We start from the raw sequence: 4,086 nt of genomic DNA on the forward strand, positions 1-4,086 counted from the left end.
GACCGATCCGTTTTCTCACGCTCCGTCGAATGCACCTCGTGCATCGCGCGTTGCTGAGCGCGGTTCCATCGACGTCAACCGTCACTCGGATAGCTGCCGACCATGGCTTTTGCGAGCTTGGCCGCTTTGCGGTGGCCTATCGCGCCGCGTTCGGAGAGTCGCCGTCGGAGACCTTGAAGCGCCCCGCGAAGCAGATTGCGATCCGCCTCAATCGCCCATCATCACTCGTGGCGGCCGACGCCAACGCATAATCTTGCAAATGGGGGCCTCTTTGCTGAGTCTGCTTGTGGCCCTTCGCGACCATTCGCGCGGCACGGGGAAACGTCCGAAGTGGAGGAGAGATCAGAAGTCACCCGCTAACTCTCAAACCGACGCTCGTGACCCGGAGCAGACTTGGTTGTCCTTTTTGGCCCGATCATAAGCAATGGTCGTGTTATGGGCATGGGCGATGCGCCAACCATCTTGAGTTCTCGATCCGCGTGCGGTGCGGCGACTTTTCCGAGCTCGCCGAGCCGGACTTCGAATGTAGACTTGGCGGGATTTGTGGCCCTTAACACTGTTGAATTCGGCCCCTTGCGATTGCGCTACGATCATTCTTCCTTTGGGGGTTTCCCATGTTCGATCCGACAACGACCGCGCTTTTGCGTGCCGTCCTCGACGAGGTCTGCGAAGACGTTTCGCACTATGAGACAGGCGCACGCACCCACGTGGCTTCGAGCATTTTGGAAGCAGCGACGAATGTCGACAGCTCGCCCGAGAGGCTGAAGGAGGTCGGCCGCGAAGCACTTCACGACGCGCCGACAATGTGGCGGTAGGGTTAGGGAGCAGGGGCGTGAACTTCCAGGTCACCGTGCTTAAGATCCTGGTGAGCTTCCCGACAGATTCGCCGTCATGTCGGACCTCAAGCGCGACATGGCGATCCTTGCGACGCGCTGACAAGCCCGATGACGATGGGGACGAGCCCGACGACGATCCATAGGATAAGGTGAGCTGGACGACAGGCCGGCAGCAATGATCCAGACGCCGAAGAGGACGATGACGTCGAAAGCGCATAAGCAACCGCTCTGTCCATGGGCGAACCGCTGGTTTTGTCGCAATTCGACGCCGAGCCGGGCCAAACTGCGCAAGCGCTTCCGAGGGATAACAGCGGGGCCGCTAGTGCGAACCGGCGGGCCCCTCGGAGTGAACCGAGGAGCTGCAAGCTGTCGGAATGGCATCCGAAAACGCAGCGGCCCCGGCGAGTCGCCTCAATTGGCCTCCCTTGCAGATCAGCACCAAACCCTGCGACAAGGACTACAAGCGGACACATCCGATGGGTGCCGGCCGATCAGTTCAGCTGGCACTCATCACGGCAGCCGCCGCGTTATAGGCCACCTCGCCCTTCCCAGTAGGTGGGCGTCCCATAATACCGGTGGGTTCGCGTTTCCCAGTCTCGATCTTGCCAAGAGTCATCGCTGAACTCAGGCGCGTCTCTCAGCTGTTGCTCAGTGATGTTGGTTCGAAAACCATCAAGCGACGTATCATACTTCAGAGCGCTCCAGGGAATGGGGTAGTGGCTGTGACCCAAGCCAACAAATCCCCCGAAGCTCATGACGGCATAAGCCACGCGGCCTGACACCTTGTCGATGATGAGGTGATCGATCTCGCCGATATTCGTTCCGTCTGCTCCATAAACTTCGGTTCCTTGAATATCTTCGCTTGAGATGCAGTGATGATCCGGATGGGCTGTTGCGCGGGCCATGACTTTTTTCTCCTTCATGGGTAGGTGGTTTGTCGGCTTAACTCTGCCGCTCCGAGGGTGTTCCTGCGTTTGGCGTAACGGTCGCAGCGCCGATCACCAGCCTAGCGACGCTGACATGGACTTTAAGAGCTCAAACAGAGGGACGACGATGAGGCGCAGATCTGGCGACGACCAGCCGGGTCGCTTCGCGCCGCTTTGCGACGCAATATTGCACTCACCAAGTGCCACCTCTGTCGAGAACTGATATACTGCACCGCGTCGTCCTCAAGTTGTGATGAGGGTCGAATGAAGCGGCGGGAGTTCATAGCGGCCGCTGCGGCGTTACTCGTTTCGTCACGAGGTTTGCGGGCGCAGAGCAGACGCTATCGACTTGGCTTTCTCGCTGTAGGTGACGGAAGCGGGCGGACACTGAATCAAACCGAACTGGCGTTGTTTGACGGGCTGCGAAACCACGGTTGGATAGACGGAAGAAATCTGATTATCGATTATCGTTTTTCCCAACCTCCGGATCGACTGCCCGCTTCAGTTGCCGAGCTGATTGCCCTCAGTCCCGATGTGCTCATCGTCGCGGCACCGCAGGCAACCAAGGCCCTGAAATCGGCAACTGCTACCATTCCCATTGTATTTGTAGCTGTGGCTGACCCTGTGGGACTTGGCCTCGTGCAAAGCCTAGCGCGTCCCGGCGGCAACATAACGGGACTGGCGACTTACGTGCCGGGTGATTTTGTCGCAAAACGAATAGAAATCCTGCGGGAACTGGTGCCTGGTGCCTCGCGGTTTGCAATCCTGGCCAATCCAGGCAACCCGATGCATAGGCTGTTGTTAGCCGACGAGGTACCCAGTACGGCCCGCAATCTAGGTGTGGTTCTGCCGATAGTTCAGGCGATCACGGCCGAGGAGCTTGATGTGGCCTTTGCCTCGGCTGCCGCCCAGCGCGCTGATGCCATCATTGTTTTTGGCGATACTCTGACCGTTGTCGAGGCCCCCCGAGTCGTCGCGCTCGCGGCGAAACATCATCTGCCTGCCGTTCATTTCTCCCGACAATTCGCCAATGGGGGATTGATCGTCTACGGGCCCGATTTCGCCGATCTTTTCCGCCGTGCAGGCGGCTACGTCGATAAGATACTTAAAGGCGCCAAGCCGTCCGATCTGCCGGTAGAGCAGCCGACTAAATTCGAGTTCGTGATCAACATGAAGACTGCCAAAGCACTCGGCCTCAGCGTGCCGACCTCATTACTCCTTCGCGCTGATGAGGTGATCGAATAGAGATCCTATTTGCTGCGATGCACGAGTCTCTTGTTGGCCCGCAGCTGACTTCCACTATTGGCCTCGCATTGTCCATTTTCAAGAGCTGAGCGGAATAGCGGCTTGGATCTGCCCAGGCAGCTTTCGACCCTACGCCGGCTTGACCATGGGCGTGCCCGCCGCAGCGAGCAGAATTTCACGTTCCTTAGCAGGCATCGCCCGGATACGGCGCATCGTCGTAAGCCGTACCGCAACGAAGCCGCCGTCTCCGGATTGCGCGATGGTTCTAGGTTCCATCGAGGGCGCGTGCGGGCCCCGATTGTTTTCGTACTCGAACTGATTCGGAGAAGACGAGAAGCGCCCTCGCGCCGGACAACTGCGCGCTCAGGATCATCAAAAGCGATAGGAAGCAGCAGCCTCTGCCGAAAGGAATAAACATTCTAAATCTTCTGAAATTCGTACTCCTTTTGCCGGTTCGCTCCACGTCCCGCTCAGAACTTCGAACCATTAAAGTGCTCGCGACGTTCTCCACAACTGGAGGAAGCGAGCACGTGCAAATGAGGACCAGATCGAAATGCGGGTACTAATCGTCGACGACCATCCCGTTGTCGTGACCGGCTGCCGGGCCTTGTTCACATCGGACCCTGCCGTCGAGATCCTGGAGGCGTCCGATGCAAAGGAGGGCCACCGTGCGTACTTGCAGAAGCATCCCGACGTCACCGTGATTGACGTGTGGCTTCCCGACCTTACCGGCTTCGAGTTGACCCGGCGAATCCGCAGGGATGATCCGGCCGCCAAAATAGTCATACTCAGCGTGAGTGAGGATCCGGCGTTCGTGGTGCCGCTGTGGAGATGGGCATTCAGGGATATGTCTCAAAGAGCGATGATCCCCGGCTCCTGGCCAAGGCCATTCGGAAGGTTGCAGCCGGCGAGCGCTTCGTCTCACCGCGTCTGGCGGAAGCGGCGACGTTCGCGGGCGCGGCGATCAAGGCCAGTCCTTTGACGCAGATGAGCCCACGCGAACTCGAGATCCTGAGGCTTTTGGGTCGTGGCGACCGCATTTCAGAAGTCGCGTCCGAACTCGGCATCTCCTATAAAAC

4 protein-coding genes and 1 pseudogene are annotated in these 4,086 nt (G+C 58.7%); 4 read left to right on the forward strand and 1 reads right to left on the reverse strand.

Features of this window, described 5'->3' with window-relative positions; genetic code table 11:
• The coding region (locus tag GA0061098_RS43165) for a helix-turn-helix domain-containing protein (RefSeq protein WP_129591137.1) at positions 1 to 251 on the forward strand (251 nt) is incomplete at its 5' end.
• A 363-nt stretch (positions 252 to 614) separates the two neighbouring features.
• Positions 615 to 815 carry a hypothetical protein gene (locus GA0061098_RS43170; protein WP_091968170.1) on the forward strand — a complete coding sequence of 67 codons (201 nt, stop codon included), beginning with the start codon at positions 615 to 617 and terminating at the stop codon, positions 813 to 815.
• A gap of 548 nt (positions 816 to 1,363) precedes the next feature.
• Here GA0061098_RS43170 and GA0061098_RS43175 read toward each other — a convergent pair.
• Positions 1,364 to 1,741, reverse strand: a complete 378-nt coding sequence (locus GA0061098_RS43175; RefSeq protein WP_091968179.1) for a PRC-barrel domain-containing protein — start codon at positions 1,739 to 1,741, stop codon at positions 1,364 to 1,366.
• A 285-nt stretch (positions 1,742 to 2,026) separates the two neighbouring features.
• Between GA0061098_RS43175 and GA0061098_RS43180 the strand changes: the two genes are divergently transcribed.
• Positions 2,027 to 3,007, forward strand: coding sequence for an ABC transporter substrate-binding protein (locus tag GA0061098_RS43180; RefSeq protein WP_091968173.1), 981 nt, complete (start codon positions 2,027 to 2,029; stop codon positions 3,005 to 3,007).
• A 553-nt stretch (positions 3,008 to 3,560) separates the two neighbouring features.
• Positions 3,561 to 4,086 (forward strand): annotated as a pseudogene (locus tag GA0061098_RS47360) (response regulator); the annotation flags it as partial.

Source organism: Bradyrhizobium shewense (genome assembly GCF_900094605.1).
In the GTDB taxonomy this organism is placed as follows: domain Bacteria; phylum Pseudomonadota; class Alphaproteobacteria; order Rhizobiales; family Xanthobacteraceae; genus Bradyrhizobium; species Bradyrhizobium shewense.

Coding starts and splice junctions, on each gene's coding strand:
- GA0061098_RS43170 (WP_091968170.1), top strand. CDS start 615: ATGTTCGATCCGACAACGACCGCGCTTTTGCGTGCCGTCCTCGACGAG.
- GA0061098_RS43180 (WP_091968173.1), top strand. CDS start 2,027: ATGAAGCGGCGGGAGTTCATAGCGGCCGCTGCGGCGTTACTCGTTTCG.
- GA0061098_RS43175 (WP_091968179.1), bottom strand. CDS start 1,741: ATGGCCCGCGCAACAGCCCATCCGGATCATCACTGCATCTCAAGCGAA.